General features: G+C 42.1%; 14 protein-coding genes, 1 tRNA gene and 1 other annotated feature. Of the genes, 1 reads left to right on the top strand and 14 read right to left on the bottom strand.

The annotated features are described in order from the left end of the window. Positions 1–83 precede the first annotated feature (83 nt). Positions 84–334 (bottom strand) — a binding site (T-box leader). A gap of 36 nt (positions 335–370) precedes the next feature. The 8 genes from ilvE to ACOT8F_RS06105 all read right to left on the bottom strand — a co-directional run bounded on the left by ilvE (position 371) and on the right by ACOT8F_RS06105 (position 7,207). Further along, entirely contained in the window at positions 371–1,276 is a 906-nt protein-coding gene (gene ilvE / locus ACOT8F_RS06140; protein ID WP_421650687.1) for a branched-chain-amino-acid transaminase, read from the bottom strand. Between the two features lie 340 nt (positions 1,277–1,616). Further along, entirely contained in the window at positions 1,617–1,916 is a 300-nt protein-coding gene (locus tag ACOT8F_RS06135) for a TM2 domain-containing protein (RefSeq protein WP_421650686.1), read from the bottom strand. 206 nt (positions 1,917–2,122) lie between these two features. Then, positions 2,123–3,406, bottom strand: a complete 1,284-nt coding sequence (ltrA, locus tag ACOT8F_RS06130; protein ID WP_421650685.1) for a group II intron reverse transcriptase/maturase — start codon at positions 3,404–3,406, stop codon at positions 2,123–2,125. Positions 3,407–3,943: 537 nt separating this feature from the next. Further along, a tRNA-Arg gene (locus ACOT8F_RS06125) sits at positions 3,944–4,020 on the bottom strand. 121 nt (positions 4,021–4,141) lie between these two features. Beyond that, a complete protein-coding gene (locus tag ACOT8F_RS06120) occupies positions 4,142–4,654 on the bottom strand; it encodes a metallophosphoesterase (RefSeq protein WP_421650684.1) in 513 nt (170 codons plus the stop codon). A 16-nt stretch (positions 4,655–4,670) separates the two neighbouring features. Next, positions 4,671–5,267: an XTP/dITP diphosphatase gene (locus ACOT8F_RS06115; protein WP_421650683.1), complete on the bottom strand. Its 597-nt coding sequence runs from the start codon at positions 5,265–5,267 to the stop codon at positions 4,671–4,673. Positions 5,268–5,284: 17 nt separating this feature from the next. Further along, positions 5,285–6,031: a ribonuclease PH gene (gene rph, locus ACOT8F_RS06110; RefSeq protein WP_421650682.1), complete on the bottom strand. Its 747-nt coding sequence runs from the start codon at positions 6,029–6,031 to the stop codon at positions 5,285–5,287. A gap of 96 nt (positions 6,032–6,127) precedes the next feature. Continuing rightward, complete coding sequence (locus tag ACOT8F_RS06105) at positions 6,128–7,207, bottom strand: GerMN domain-containing protein (protein ID WP_421650681.1); 1,080 nt, start codon at positions 7,205–7,207, stop codon at positions 6,128–6,130. 462 nt (positions 7,208–7,669) lie between these two features. Between ACOT8F_RS06105 and ACOT8F_RS06100 the strand changes: the two genes are divergently transcribed. Continuing rightward, positions 7,670–7,852, top strand: coding sequence for a hypothetical protein (locus ACOT8F_RS06100; protein ID WP_421650680.1), 183 nt, complete (start codon positions 7,670–7,672; stop codon positions 7,850–7,852). A 101-nt stretch (positions 7,853–7,953) separates the two neighbouring features. Here ACOT8F_RS06100 and racE read toward each other — a convergent pair whose 3' ends face one another. The 6 genes from racE to ACOT8F_RS06070 all read right to left on the bottom strand — a co-directional run bounded on the left by racE (position 7,954) and on the right by ACOT8F_RS06070 (position 13,067). Next, entirely contained in the window at positions 7,954–8,766 is an 813-nt protein-coding gene (gene racE / locus ACOT8F_RS06095) for a glutamate racemase (RefSeq protein ID WP_421650679.1), read from the bottom strand. Positions 8,767–8,775: 9 nt separating this feature from the next. Further along, complete coding sequence (locus tag ACOT8F_RS06090) at positions 8,776–9,234, bottom strand: MarR family winged helix-turn-helix transcriptional regulator (RefSeq protein WP_421650678.1); 459 nt, start codon at positions 9,232–9,234, stop codon at positions 8,776–8,778. A gap of 233 nt (positions 9,235–9,467) precedes the next feature. After that, positions 9,468–9,692 carry a spore germination transcription factor GerE gene (gene gerE / locus ACOT8F_RS06085; protein ID WP_231787494.1) on the bottom strand — a complete coding sequence of 75 codons (225 nt, stop codon included), beginning with the start codon at positions 9,690–9,692 and terminating at the stop codon, positions 9,468–9,470. A gap of 181 nt (positions 9,693–9,873) precedes the next feature. After that, positions 9,874–10,668 (bottom strand): succinate dehydrogenase iron-sulfur subunit, encoded by a 795-nt coding sequence (gene sdhB / locus ACOT8F_RS06080; RefSeq protein ID WP_421650677.1) that lies wholly within the window; start codon positions 10,666–10,668, stop codon positions 9,874–9,876. Further along, positions 10,665–12,428, bottom strand: a complete 1,764-nt coding sequence (sdhA, locus tag ACOT8F_RS06075) for a succinate dehydrogenase flavoprotein subunit (protein ID WP_421650676.1) — start codon at positions 12,426–12,428, stop codon at positions 10,665–10,667. Before sdhA ends, sdhB begins: the two co-directional genes overlap by 4 nt. A gap of 30 nt (positions 12,429–12,458) precedes the next feature. Then, positions 12,459–13,067 (bottom strand): succinate dehydrogenase cytochrome b558 subunit, encoded by a 609-nt coding sequence (locus tag ACOT8F_RS06070; protein ID WP_421650675.1) that lies wholly within the window; start codon positions 13,065–13,067, stop codon positions 12,459–12,461. Between the last annotated feature and the right edge of the window lie 158 nt (positions 13,068–13,225).

The following is a 13,225-nucleotide window of genomic DNA, read 5'->3' as shown; positions in this document are numbered from 1 at the left end:
TGTTTCAATGTTTGCAAAGTTGTTTTTTTGCATATAAAAACCCCCTCACCCCCCTGACAGACTCCGATTGCATCTTATAGAGTCAAAGGGGCGAGGAGGCTATTATCTCCACGCGGTACCACCCTTTTTCATGGCCAAACGGCCATCTTAGGAACAATTTCTTGTTCGTTTTGATAACGGGTGCTTTAGAATAAGCACTCGGCCTAAGCCCTACTGTAGTTCAGGCCGGCAGCTTAGAGGTGAGTTCATTATCTGGTGCAGCGCCGGTTTCCAGCAGCCCGGCTCTCTGTAGAAGCACATTCAGATAACTACTTTTCCTCGTCCTCGCTTTTTCTCTTGTCTCATTTTTCATTTGCTTTACTTCAGGGTTTTAGCTTACATGCAGGTTTTCTTTAGGAATATTAACCTGAATTCCTTCTTCCACAACCTTTTCGCGGAATAATTCAAGCATGCGCTTTGTATGCTCCCCAGGGGTTCCATCACCAATGATACGGCCGTCAACCTTTACGACCGCGATAACTTCTGCTGCTGTTCCTGTAAGGAATACTTCATCTGCAGTATAAACATCATGGCGTGTAAATGGCTCTTCTGCCACGTTGTAGCCCAGTTCCTCTGCAATATCCAAAATAGCATTTCTTGTAATGCCTTCTAGCGCCCCTAAGTAGCCAGGCGGTGTTAGAAGTCTGTTATTTTTATAAATAAAGACGTTATCTGCTGACCCTTCTGCAACATATCCTTGATCATTCAGCATAAGAGCTTCTGTTACATTCGCCAAATGGGCTTCAATTTTAACTAATACATTGTTTAAGTAATTCAAAGATTTCACTTTTGGACTGAGCACATCCGGACGGTTTCTCCTAGTAGGCACAGTAACAATATCAATTCCCGTTTCATATAGATGTTTTGGAAATATAGCGAGCGGTTCAACAATGATAACAACGTTCGCTTTAGCGCATTTATATGGATCCAGCCCGAGATCACCTACGCCTCTGCTTACGACTAGCCTGATATAGGCATCTTTAAGCCCGTTTTTTTCAACAGCCTTTACAGCCAATTCTGTCAATTCCTCCTGGTCGTATGGAACTGTAAGCAAAATAGATTTAGCTGATTGATAAAGCCGATCCATATGTTCTTTCATTCGAAAGATGTTTCCGTTATATACTCTGATACCTTCGAAGATTCCATCGCCGTATAAAAATCCATGATCATAGACGGAAATCTTGGCATCTTCCTTCCTGACAAAATCATCGTTTAGAAAGATCCATTGATTACTCATGAGAGACACCTTCCCTTTAAAGTTAAACCGCTTTAGTGAGTTGAATGAATATGTGTAAAAAAAATCCATATAACAATTGTTATTGGATGTTTTATGATCAGTTACAAACTAATGTAACTAAGGTTTGAGGCTATATTACGCCCATTCTGAAAGAGAGTCAACACCCTAATTTTAAATTAACTGATAATTTAGATTAATTAAACAATTTGTATACGCTTACATTACCGTCCTAAAAGGAAAAGCACTTTTTAAATTTTATTTGTCTTTTTTTCTTACAGGATCGTTGACATAGCAAAAAATAAAAAAACCTTTTAGACCAAAGGCCAAAAAGGTTTTCCGTTTAAGCTATTTCAGCAATAATTTCTCTCTCAATTTCATCATTGACTTTTTCAACTGTGCTTACAAGGCAGACAATTCCATCAATAAAAGGCCAAATTCCCAGAGTAAGCCATCCAAGTAGCAGCATTGCCACTCCAAGGCCAATGTTGCCAAGATAGAAACGATGAGCTCCAAAAATACTTAAGAAGAACCATAAAAAAAATGTTACAAGTTTGGACTTCTTCTTTTTGTCAAATTCAGAAGCCAATAATGCATGCTGTCTTTGATCCAAATTTTGTTTTAGTGAAATATTAAGTGACATGTTGTTCCCCCAAAAATAAAATAAGTGCCTTTTAATAGTAGACCAATAGAACCAAATTATCCAGCATTTTTTAGTGATTTTTTTGCTTTACAGACATTTTTTTCAACTATTGACCTAATAAAAACATAGAGTAGGAGGGAGTGATTAACTCCCGACCTCTCACACCACCGTACGTACGGATCCGTATACGGCGGTTCAATTTTATTCTAGGCATGTACTTTCATGTAGTGTTGCACCCCAGAGACTAGCCCAAATGCAGCTAGTCTCTTGTTTGTTATGGTCATGGTCAGAATCCACGAGTAGGCAGTGCGAGCTGCCCCTTTGCTTGTGTGGCTATTTTTGTATGCCTCAAGTCTGTTCATCCCCAATTTGATCAGGTTCTTGCGGCGATTCTTAGCTGTCTTCCATTTCTTCCATATGCACATTCTAAGTCGGAATCGTGTATGGGAGTCGATGTTTTCAAGGAGCTTTTTCATATAACCTATTTTAAAGTAGTTGATCCAGCCTCTGAGTAGTTGGTTAATCCGCTCAACCTGATACTTCGTATCCACGCTCCAATTCTTCCTAGTCAATTGTTTTAGTTTATACTTGATGTTTTCCACCGCCTTTTGATGCGGTTTCGCTTTGTATAAATCTGTTTGGAAGTCTCTAAAGAAGCCAAAGCCCAAGAACTTCATATTGGGATCATTCGGTTTGGTGATTCTCGATTTGTTGGCGTTGACGATGAGACCTAGTTTTTCTTCAATGAATCTTGTCACAGATCTCATCACCCGTCTGGCTGCCATTTCACTCTTGACCATGATGATACAATCATCTGCATATCTCACGAACTTTAGCCCGCGGTTTTCAAGTTCTCGATCTAGTTCATTGAGCATTATGTTGCTAAGTAGAGGAGATAAGTTTCCACCTTGTGGTGTTCCTATTATGGTTTCTTTGTACTCATCGTTTATTTGGACGCCGCTTACTAGGAATTTTCGGATGAGTGATATAACATCTCCATCGTCCACCGTTCTTGAGACAAGGTTCATCAGCCGGTCGTGGTGGACGGTGTCAAAGAAACGTTCCAGGTCTATATCTACAATCCAGTCATAACCATCGTTCATGAATTCCAATGCCTTCAGAATAGCCATTTCAGCATAGCGATTTGGCCTGAATCCGTAGCTATTCTCACTGAATCCCTTATCAAATATAGGGGTGAGGACTTGTGCTATGGCTTGTTGAATGACTCGGTCGGTTACGGTCGGTATCCCTAAAAGTCGCACCCCGCCATTTGGTTTGGGGATCTCTACTCTTAGTACTGGTTGGGGTTGGTATTTCCTTTGTCGGATTAGACGGATCATTTCATCCTTGTTCTTCACCAAATGTTTCTCCAGTTCTTCCACATTCATTCCGTCGACCCCGGCAGCACCCTTATTTCGTTTTACTTGTTTAAATGCTTGGTTAAGGTTATCTCTATTGAGAATTTCCTCTAATAAATTCCTTTCGTACATGCCTGTTATTTCCTTTCCTTCTCGTAGAGTCGGTATCCACTTTCTCGCCTTTCGCCAGTGGTCTATTTCCTCTCCCAATCGAGATTTCTATAACGATAAAATTGTTCAGCCCTTCGCTCCTTCTAACTTTCATTAGATATCTTTACTACTACGGCTTCTGCTGACTTCTCATGATCCAGTCCTGTATCACTACAGGATTTTAGTGTAGACCCATGAGATCTCCCCAGTTAAGGTGCGAACTCTTTCCCTCCATCTATCTGCCATATATACAACGTATGATACAGTAGCTATGGGACTTTAACTTCTTTTGCAGTCTTATCCTCATACGTTGCCTCTTATATGATTTCTGTTCGTCAGACCAGAGGTTTGCCTCGGGCTTCCTTCAGATTCCACGTCACCATGGACACCCTTGCTTTTGGCTATGTACTTACCGCTACGTAAGGTCGTACTCGGGACTTTCACCCGTTAGAGTTCGCCCATGCTGGGCGAACAAAAAATCCCCTCCGCTGCGCGGAGGAGATATGATATGTATAAGTATGGCGTCCCAGGAGAGATTCGAACTCCCGACCGCACGCTTAGAAGGCGTGTGCTCTATCCAGCTGAGCTACTGGGACATTTGGTTAGTTGCCTTATGTATCAGCGACAATATTTATTATATTTTCTTCGTGTAGTTTTGTCAACTGATTTCAAAAACTTTTTTCTTTGAAAAAGAGGGAAAAGTTTCCCTCTCGTTATTTAGGCTAATTGAAAGCTTTGAGAAAGCTCAGAAACGGCTTCTCCGCCATCATCATAAAAGGATAATTCAGCTGTCTTTTCATCTAACTCAAGTATAGCATATGTTTTCACATTCCGCAGTCTTGGAAGGCGGATACTTCCTGGATTAATATACAGCTTTCCATCGACCAATTCTGCACCTGCAATATGAGAATGCCCAAAGCAAATAATGCTGGCATTTTCCTCATCTGCACGGTATTTAACGTTCATGAGTGTCGTTTTAATGCTGTGAAGGTGTCCATGAACAATCAAAAACCGATACCCGCCTGCATCGTGAATAATTTCTTCAGGCAGCCTTGCATCATAATCACAATTTCCCTTAACAATGAGCATGTCCTGTATAACAGGATCATTGGCTGCCAGTTCAGAGTCGCCGCAGTGGATAACGGCTGAAACTTCCTCTTTGTGCCTTCTGCATATTTCAGCCACTTCATCTGTCAATCCATGGCTGTCGCTCATGATTAAAACTTTCATTTTATTTCTCCTCAGGTTATGCAAAATAGTCGTCAATCAATGTCTCCAGCTTTTTAAGGGCCATAGCTCGGTGGCTGATTTTATTTTTCTCATCAGGAGTTAGCTGGGCCATTGTAGCTGACTTGTCTTTCACATAGAAAATAGGATCATATCCGAATCCGCCTGTTCCTTCAGGCTTCTCGGCAATATAGCCTTCAACAGATCCTTCCACTGTGATCGTTTCACGTTCCGGAGAAGCTACAGCGAGGGCACAGCGAAATCTGGCGGTCCGATTTTCCCAGTCGACATCCTTCATCTTTTCCAGGAGTTTTTCAACATTGGCCTCATCATTTTTATCAAGACCCGCATACCTCGCTGAATAGATGCCTGGATCCCCGCCAAGGGCATCTGCCGATAAACCAGAATCGTCCGCAATGACCGGCTTTCCGGTTATTTTCGAGATGGCTTCTGCCTTTAATATGGCATTTTCCTCAAAGGACTGACCTGTTTCCTCAATTTCTCCCAGAAAATCCATATCAAGCAAAGAGAGCACCTTAAAACCGCGCGGCTCTAATATGGTTTGAAATTCATTTGCTTTACCGCTATTCTTTGTTGCAATAATGATTTCCTTCATGCCTTTACACCTGCTTTCTATTTTTCAATTGAAATATGTCCAGCAAGATCTCCCAGTGCTTCTTTTTGATGCTCGATTAGTTTATGTATACCCTTTTCTGCAAGATCTAAAAGACCATTCAATTCTTCGCGGGAAAAGGTTGCTTCTTCCCCTGTTCCTTGAAGCTCGACAAAACGCCCGCCAGACGTCATTACGACGTTCATGTCGACCATTGCACTGGAATCCTCGAGATAGTTCAAATCCAAAATTTCACCAAGCTCAGGGTCAACCCCTACAGAAGTCGCAGCAAGGTAATCAAGTATTGGCAGATCTTTTATGATTCCTCTTTCCAGAAGCTTGCCAAGTGCAATCGTCATCGCAACAAATGCTCCTGTAATGGACGTTGTACGGGTTCCGCCATCTGCCTGAATGACATCACAATCAATCCAAATCGTTCTTTCTCCGAGCTTTTCCAAATCAACAACAGCTCTTAAAGCCCGTCCAATCAGACGCTGTATTTCCATCGTCCGGCCGGAAATTTTGCCTTTGGATGACTCTCTGATCGTCCTTTGTTCTGTAGCTCTCGGAAGCATGGAATACTCAGCAGTAATCCAGCCTTTGCCTTCACCTCTCATGAATGGAGGAACTCTTTCTTCTATACTCGCGTTGCAAATAACCTTTGTTTCTCCTATCGTAATCAGCACAGATCCTTCGGGATGTTTGATGTAATCCGTTACCATTTCAATCTTTCGAAGTTCGTTTTTTTCTCTTCCGTCGTTTCTCATTCTCTAACCTCCGTACATCTAAAAACATTAAGAAAGAGGCAGCTTTTATAGCTTACCTCTTTTTATTTCCTTATTTATTATATCAAAAAATCAGAATTAAAAACTACCAGTATTGACTTTCTGAGGCCTGCTTACAGGCTCGCTCAGCTTCTTCCCTTTTTCCGTAACAAGATCTGCCTTTCCATTTACCGTTATGGCGACATTTTTAACACCCGGCTGTTCTGTGACAGAAAGGACAATAGCGTTCAATACTTCCTGTGAGATCATTTTCTTTTTATTATCAAAGCTTCCGAAAATAGCATCATTGAAATTCAATGTCACTTTTCCATCGCTCTTTTTATTGCCAAGCAGTTTCACTCCTGTTTGGAAATCAGTCAAAAGCCCGCTGCTTTTGGAAGGTCCTTGAATCAGCTCGCTTACAGCTGCCGCAACAGGATCCGTGATTTGATTGTCTACCCGTTTTGTTACAGGTACATAATACGTCTTATCGTTTTCTTCAGCAAGGTAATAAACCGTGACAGGATGAGTGTCTGTGACGTCAACCACGTCTGTTGAATCGAGATTAATTCCATCCGCTCTGCTTAGGCCTTCATTCATAGGAGTGTGGTTGACAGGCATTTCCTTCAGCTCATGACCATTTATCCAAATTTTCACTGTTTTAACTGCATCAAATTGCGTTAAAGTCCATGTAACAGATTGAAGGATTTTCAATTCATCTTCCGGTTTGTAGTTGGCAAATTCCTTAGAAAAATCTGCTGTTGCTGTCCCATTTTTTATGGATACGCCAAGCACTTGAGTGTCTGCCGGAAGAACAGCTCTGAAGCCATGAGGCAGGATATTAGAAACAGGTCCACCGTCCACTAAATACTCCAGTGATTGCTTGGCCGTGCTCTCGGTTTTGGGGATTTGCAGCGTTTGAGAAACGACATATCCGTTTTTATCGATTAAGTATAAATCCCGCATAACCATTTTCGCATTGCTGTTTTGCTCTTTACTTACCGTTTTAGATTGGTCTTTCCCGGATTTTTTGCTGTCAACGTATGTGACATTATGCGGGGGATCCAGTTCTTTGGCTGTCTTCTGTCCGCCAAATAATCCGCAACCTGACATGGTGGCAGCTGCCACACTTGTAACCAAAACGGACGCCGCAATCTTCGCTGCTGTTTTTTTACGCATACAAATCCCTCCTGAGGCTGTTTGTACTACTATGTATACGAGCCATGAGAGAAATTAGACCGGCTTGCCCAACATTTTGTCCAAAACATGCAGAAGAAGGATCCTTAGGACCTGCATAAACGAATTTTGCAAATAAAAGTTTTGACTTGTTTTTGCAGCTGGGGGTTTTGTAAGGTAATGGCATGTATGGCTCTTTCCTGCTTGGACAGTAAGAGCTGGGGTTGCGCTCGTTAGGATTCCAGTTTCGCTTGTTGGAACCGCTTTTTGGACAGTAAGCACCTTTAGTGAAGGTATAGATAGCCTGGGGTATTGTAAAAATGACTTTTGATTGTTTAAAAGAGGACTTTGAGCTATCGCCTCCCCATAAAAATGAACTGCACTGCTTATATTTGGCTCGGACAGTGTAATGGCATGTATGGCTCGTTAAAACGCTTATTTGGACAGTATGTGAGGGGGTTACACTTGTTAGAACTCAAGTTTCGCTTGTTAGAACCGCTTTGTGTAGCTGGAGGTTCTATGAAATTTACTTTTGATTCCTTAAAAGGGAAGTTTGAGCAGTCGCTTTCTCATAATAATACTCCGCATCCAAAATGGGCCCATTTGCTTGCAAATTTTCTCGAAAAATCAATTAAAACCTTAACTTAACAACCATTAAATAATTCTCAGCAAGAGTATAAAAGTTAAGCCCTAAACATCAAAAAAGCCCGCTTCACAGGAAGCAGACTTTTTTGAATATCCAATTTATTTTAAGAGAGAGCTTTTTCAAGAGAAATCGTTTTGATATTTTCAACAGGCTGGCCAAACCAGCTGGAAGCAATTTGCTGAAAAATGTCTTTTTCTCCTGTTGTTAAAAACAAATGATCTTTTCTCGTTTCACTTTCGTTCAGTGCTTTATGGAAAGAGAGAATCGTACTGACCTCTCTGGCTGTTTCATCACCTGATGAGATAACCTTGACACCAGGTCCCATTGCCTCTTCAATAAATGGCTTTAATATTGGATAATGGGTGCATCCAAGAATCAGAGAATCCATTGGTTTGTTCTTAAGCGGCGCAAGACCGCTGCGAACAATTTCAGCTGCCAGTTCTCCAGAAAAATTTCCGCTTTCAACAAGCGGAACGAATTCAGGACATGCAAGACTTTCCACCTGTATGGATTTATTCAGCTGTTTTAACGCTTGTTCATAAGCACCGCTCGCGACAGTATTTACCGTTCCGATCACACCAACCTGGTTCGTCTTCGTTACTTTAACAGCTGTTCTTGCTCCAGGCTGGATGACGCCGATTACAGGAATATCGAGCGCTTCCTGTATATCATGAAGAGCTATTGCAGTTGCTGTGTTGCAGGCAATAACAAGCATTTTAATATGGTGATTAGAAAGAAGGTAGCTTGCCATTTCCCAAGTGAACTGATAAACCTCTTCTTGCGGTCTAGGTCCATACGGACACCTCGCATTGTCACCAAGATAAATAATTTCTTCTTTAGGCAGCTGTCTTATGACCTCTCTTGCTACCGTTAATCCGCCTATTCCTGAATCAATTACCCCGATAGGTCTATTCAAAAAATCGCCTCATTCTTCATGCATTTCTAGCTGCAGTCTATTTAGCAGCTTTTCAAGGGAATCCAATTCTGTTTCATTAAAATGAATTAATATTCCGCTTAAATACTGACACCGCTTTTCAATTGCTTCCTCAATAATGCGTTCGCCTTCCTCCAGAAGCCGTACCCTGACAACTCTTCTGTCATTAGGGTCCTTAATTCTGAGAACAAGCTGTTTTTTTTCCATGCGATCGATCAGATCTGTCGTTGTACTGCAAGCAAGATACATACGGTTTGAAAGATCTCCAATCGTCATATCTCCTTGTTCAAGCAGCCATTGCAGCGCAACAAATTGAGGAGGCGTAATGGTATAATCGCCCAGTATTTCACGGCCCTTTTGCTTGATAATACCAGAAATATGCCTGAGTGCCTTTTCGATATCTGCAACTGCTGCTTCAGCCGATTTTGATTTTATTTCTTCCATTATCATACCTCGCTATAATCAGGCCGGTACTTTGGTTTGCCCGGCGATTTCTTACCTTTGCAGAAAGGATCCTTAAAAAAACGATATCCCTCATATTGTGCTCGTTTTATCAGTAAAATGCAAGAATGAATTCATGCGAACAATTTTAATAGCGCCTGACATTTCATGGGCTTTTCTTCGTTAACCGTGTATATAAAGCAAAACCGGCCACCTGATGAAACAAGGTTGGCCGGATGTCATTAAAGCTGCAGTTCACCCATTCGAAGGAGCTCAACAACCGCTTGTGACCGCCCCTTGACACCAAGCTTTTGCATCGCATTCGAGATGTGGTTTCGAACCGTTTTTTCGCTAATAAAGAGTTCGCCTGCAATTTCTTTTGTTGTTTTATCCTGTACTAGTAATTCGAAAACTTCTCTCTCTCTTTTAGTGAGTAGTGGCTTTGATTGAAACTCTTTCTCTTTCAAGAAATATAACCCTCCTTGCTAAGGTGAGAGCTGTGCTAACGGAAGGGTATATAATTAGTCAAGTTATTGTATGTGCAGAGTTCTCCATTGGTGACTGCTAAATGGGAATACGGCAAGGTGAGAGCTGACTCGATCATACATAAAAAGCACCCCTTTAAAAAAAGAGGTGCTTTTGTCTGTATTAAGTCCGGTCGCTTCCGAAGAAGTTGCGGAAAGCTTGAAGGTTTGTATCTCTGTTCAAGGCAGCAATAGAAGTTGTAAGCGGAATTCCTTTCGGACATGACTGAACACAGTTCTGTGAGTTTCCGCAGCCTTCAAGACCGCCATCACCCATTAATGTTTCCAATCGTTCAGATTTGTTCATAGCTCCTGTAGGATGAGCATTAAACAAGCGAACTTGGGAAAGCGGAGCAGGTCCGATAAAGTCGGATTTGCTATTTACATTTGGGCAAGCTTCAAGACATACACCGCACGTCATACACTTGGAAAGCTCGTATGCCCATTGGCGTTTTTTCTCAGGCATTCTAGGTCCAGGTCCAAGATCATATGTTCCGTCGATCGGAATCCAGGCTTTAACTTTTTTCAATGAATCGAACATTCTGCTTCGGTCTACTTGAAGATCACGAACGACAGGGAATGTGCGCATTGGCTCAAGACGGATCGGCTGTTCAAGCTTATCCACTAGAGCTGTACAGGATTGGCGCGGCTTGCCGTTAATAACCATTGAACAGGCTCCGCAAACCTCTTCCAGACAGTTCATTTCCCATGTGATAGGAGTGGTTTTTTCGCCTTTTGTATTGACTGGATTACGGCGTATTTCCATCAATGCAGAAATAACATTCATATTCGGGCGGTATTCCAGTTCAAATTCCTCTGTATATGGTGCAGAATCAGGCTGATCCTGGCGAGTTATGATAAACTTAATGGATTTTTTCTCTGTTGCTGCTTTGTTTTCACTGACTGCGCTGTTGCTCATGCTTTTACCCCTTTCTTTTTGGAGTAGTCGCGTTTACGCGGCTTAATCAGGGATACATCGACTGCCTCGTAACCAATATCAGGCGCAACATCGTCCCCTTTGAAGTTGGCAATTGTTGTTTTGAGGAAATCCTCATCATTACGATCAGGGAAATTAGGCTTATAATGAGCCCCGCGGCTTTCATCCCTGTTATACGCGCCAAGAGTGATAGCCCGGCCAAGAAGCAGCATGTTCTTCAATTGGCGGGTAAATGCAGCTCCCTGGTTGCTCCATCTTGCTGTGTCATTGATGTTGATTTTTTTGTAGCGTTCAAGCAGCTCCTGAATTTTTTCATCAGTAGCTTTAAGCTTATCATTGTACCGGACAACCGTTACGTTAGCCGTCATCCATTCTCCTAGCTCTTTATGAAGAACATAAGCATTTTCCGTACCATCCATGCTCATAATGTTTTCCCATTTTTCTTGTTCTTCTCTCACGCGTCCATCAAAAATGGAAGAGGAAAGATCTTCAGCAGAACGTTCTAAACCGCTGATATACTGAACCGCTTTTGGACCTGCAATCATACCGCCGTAGATCGCTGACAGAAGTGAATTGGCTCCAAGACGATTGCCTCCGTGCATGGAATAATCACATTCTCCGGCTGCAAAAAGTCCAGGTATATTTGTCATCTGATCATAATCAACCCATAATCCGCCCATTGAATAATGAACAGCAGGGAAGATCTTCATTGGTACTTTGCGCGGGTCATCACCCATGAATTTTTCATAGATTTCAATTATACCGCCAAGCTTAATATCAAGCTCTTTTGGATCCTTATGGGAAAGATCCAGGTAGACCATGTTTTCGCCGTTAATACCAAGTTTCTGCTCGACACAGACATCAAAGATCTCGCGTGTTGCAATATCACGAGGCACCAGGTTTCCGTATGCAGGGTACTTTTCTTCAAGGAAATACCATGGTTTACCGTCTTTATATGTCCATACCCGTCCGCCTTCCCCGCGAGCAGATTCACTCATCAGGCGAAGCTTGTCATCACCAGGGATAGCAGTTGGATGAATCTGAATAAATTCCGGATTTCCGTATGCTACACCTTGCTGGTAAACGATAGATGCGGCAGATCCTGTGTTGATGACAGAGTTCGTTGATTTGCCGAAAATGATTCCAGGTCCGCCAGTAGCCATAATAACGGCATCTGAACGGAAGGATTTGATTTCCATGCTTTTCAGATCCTGAGTTACGACACCGCGGCATGTCCCATCTTCATCTTTAATTACGCCTAGAAATTCCCAGTTTTCATACTTTGTAACGAGACCTGCAACTTCATAGCGGCGCACTTGCTCATCAAGAGCATACAAAAGCTGCTGGCCTGTAGTAGCACCCGCGAAGGCTGTACGGTGATACTGCGTTCCCCCGAAACGGCGGAAATCAAGAAGTCCTTCAGGTGTTCTATTGAACATTACGCCCATACGGTCCATTAAGTGAATGATGGATGGAGCTGCTTCACACATCGCCTTAACCGGTGGCTGATTAGCAAGGAAGTCTCCTCCGTATATTGTATCGTCAAAGTGCTCCCACGGAGAGTCACCTTCACCTTTTGTATTTACTGCACCATTAATGCCGCCCTGTGCACAAACAGAATGTGAACGCTTAACAGGAACTAAAGAAAACAGGTCCACGCTTGCTCCAGCTTCTGCAGCTTTTATGGTTGCCATGAGGCCGGCTAGTCCGCCTCCAACGATGATTATTCGATTATTGTTCATTTGGCCCACTCCCTAGTTACAAAATACGGATTAAACAAACGCTACAATTGCACTGATACCGATATAAGAAAGAACTACGAAGACAATGCCTGTTACATAAGTGGAAATAGCCTGTGAGCGCGGGGAAACTGTAATACCCCATGTCACTAGAAACGACCATAATCCATTTGAAAAGTGGAAAACGGTAGAGACTAGACCTACAACATAAAAGGCCACCATGAAAGGATTATGAAAAATATTGGCCATCATATCATAATTGACTTCAGCACCCATTGCTGCCTGGAATCTAGTTTGATAGATATGCCACACGATATAGATAAAAGTTAATACTCCCGTAAACCTTTGAAGCATAAACATCCAGTTTCTGAAATAGCCATAACGGGTTAAATTGCTGCTAGCTGTAAAAGCAATATAAATGCCCAAAATAGAATGATACAAAAGCGGCAAGAAGATGATCAAAATTTCGAGCACATATACGAACGGCAAGCTTTCCATAAATCCAGCCGCTTTATTAAATGACTCTGCTCCGCCTGTTGCAAAATGGTTAACAATTAGATGTTCGAGTAAGAATAGTCCTAACGGAAGCACTCCGAGCAATGAATGCAGCCTCCGGTAAGCAAACTCTCTTTCTCCAGCCATGGTTTACTACCCCCTAGATAAAATAATACATGTTTCATTCGTTTTCTTTCTTAACTTTTTTTCAGCTCTGGCTTAGTCAGTTGATCCACTCATGCAAGTTCAAAGCTGCTTACTCCTATTAATATAGCAAACTAATGTCTGCTAATTTGAATGATAAG

It is taken from the genome of Chryseobacillus diguaensis (assembly GCF_049220665.1).
GTDB lineage: Bacteria > Bacillota > Bacilli > Bacillales > Bacillaceae > Metabacillus_B.
The sequence above is the reverse complement of the archived record's forward strand: the minus strand, read 5'-3'. Positions and strand labels throughout refer to the sequence as shown.

What these genes read in the sequence shown, in the direction of transcription:
- ilvE (WP_421650687.1), bottom strand. Translation starts at nt 1,276, where the DNA reads ATGAGTAATCAATGGATCTTTCTAAACGATGATTTTGTCAGGAAGGAA.
- ACOT8F_RS06135 (WP_421650686.1), bottom strand. Translation starts at nt 1,916, where the DNA reads ATGTCACTTAATATTTCACTAAAACAAAATTTGGATCAAAGACAGCAT.
- ltrA (WP_421650685.1), bottom strand. Translation starts at nt 3,406, where the DNA reads ATGTACGAAAGGAATTTATTAGAGGAAATTCTCAATAGAGATAACCTT.
- ACOT8F_RS06120 (WP_421650684.1), bottom strand. Translation starts at nt 4,654, where the DNA reads ATGAAAGTTTTAATCATGAGCGACAGCCATGGATTGACAGATGAAGTG.
- ACOT8F_RS06115 (WP_421650683.1), bottom strand. Translation starts at nt 5,267, where the DNA reads ATGAAGGAAATCATTATTGCAACAAAGAATAGCGGTAAAGCAAATGAA.
- rph (WP_421650682.1), bottom strand. Translation starts at nt 6,031, where the DNA reads ATGAGAAACGACGGAAGAGAAAAAAACGAACTTCGAAAGATTGAAATG.
- ACOT8F_RS06105 (WP_421650681.1), bottom strand. Translation starts at nt 7,207, where the DNA reads ATGCGTAAAAAAACAGCAGCGAAGATTGCGGCGTCCGTTTTGGTTACA.
- ACOT8F_RS06090 (WP_421650678.1), bottom strand. Translation starts at nt 9,234, where the DNA reads ATGATAATGGAAGAAATAAAATCAAAATCGGCTGAAGCAGCAGTTGCA.
- sdhB (WP_421650677.1), bottom strand. Translation starts at nt 10,668, where the DNA reads ATGAGCAACAGCGCAGTCAGTGAAAACAAAGCAGCAACAGAGAAAAAA.
- sdhA (WP_421650676.1), bottom strand. Translation starts at nt 12,428, where the DNA reads ATGAACAATAATCGAATAATCATCGTTGGAGGCGGACTAGCCGGCCTC.
- ACOT8F_RS06070 (WP_421650675.1), bottom strand. Translation starts at nt 13,067, where the DNA reads ATGGCTGGAGAAAGAGAGTTTGCTTACCGGAGGCTGCATTCATTGCTC.